This window comes from Streptomyces durbertensis (assembly GCF_014156695.1).
Lineage (GTDB): Bacteria > Actinomycetota > Actinomycetes > Streptomycetales > Streptomycetaceae > Streptomyces > Streptomyces durbertensis.
In genome coordinates, this window is record NZ_WMLF01000821.1 from 1 (window position 1) to 1,097 (window position 1,097).

A 1,097-nucleotide genomic window follows, 5' to 3' on the forward strand; every position below is an offset into this window, starting at 1 on the left:
TCACAGGCCGATTCCCCCGCCCCACCCTACGGACAACCACCGCCCGGAGGAACAGCCGCTCGCCACCACTCGTACTCTGAACGCCACTTGGCGCCGTCCCTCTCGTAGTCGACCACGCCGACGACCGAGCCTCCCCACTACGACCCCCGAAAGCCCCGGAATGACAGACGACGAGCATGTACCCGCCGTCCTCTCCCTCGCACGCGAACTGGGCGGCATGGGCGAGGCCGGGGCGGCGGCCCGCGGCGCCCTCGCCTCGGCGGTCAGCCTGGCGAGCAACGGAGAACCCGACTCGGCGGTGGACGACCTCTGCCACATCATCGCGGCCTTCCGCATCACGCTGGACGACGGACAGAGGGCCGAGCTGGCACGGCTGGCCCGAGCTCTCGGCGTGGACGACCTGATCGACGAGAACAGCAACCCGACGCCCTCGTACCCCGACCACGCCCAGGTCACGCCCGAGCACGGCCCCCCGCAGAACTGAGTACCCGTACTCATCCCTTCCCCGCTGCCTGCGGCCAGGATGGTGATCGTTCGCCCGCCTCCCCGGCGGGCCCGCCACCACTCCGCAGGAGGAGAGCCCCATGCTCGGTCGTGCCGCGAGTGCACTCGTGCCGCTCTTCGGTCGCCTGACGATCAGCCGCGATCCCGCCGCGGCGCTCGCGCCGGGCAGCATCGTCGCCGCCAACCACACCTCGCTGAGCGACCCCGCGATCGTGCTGGCGGCGCTGTACCGCCTCGGCGTGGAGCCCGTCGCGCTGGCGACCGCCGGCCTGTGGCGCGTACCGCTGCTGGGACGCGTGCTCACGCGGGAGGGCTACGTCCCCGTGCACCGCCGCGACGCCCGGGCCGCGCGGGCCCTCGACGGCGCGGCGGCGGCCCTCGCCGAGGGTCGCGTCGTACTGATCTACGGCGAGGGCGGACTGCCGTCCCACCGCCGGGCGGCGGAGGAGCCGCCCCGACCGTTCCGGGGCGGCATCGCACGCCTCGCCCGCACCACCGGCGCACCGGTGATCCCGCTCGGCCAGTCCGGCGCCCGCCGCCTCACCTCCGGCAGCACCGCCAAGCAGCTCGCCGGCCTCGCCACGGCCCCGCTC

2 protein-coding genes are annotated in these 1,097 nt (G+C 74.4%); both read left to right on the top strand.

The genetic code is table 11. The features are described 5' to 3' along the window. Window positions 1-160: 160 nt before the first annotated feature. Entirely contained in the window at window positions 161-484 is a 324-nt protein-coding gene (locus GL263_RS27065; protein ID WP_182858363.1) for a hypothetical protein, read from the top strand. A gap of 100 nt (window positions 485-584) precedes the next feature. Further along, window positions 585-1,097 (top strand): lysophospholipid acyltransferase family protein (locus tag GL263_RS27070; RefSeq protein WP_182858364.1); only part of this gene is annotated, 513 nt, incomplete at its 3' end.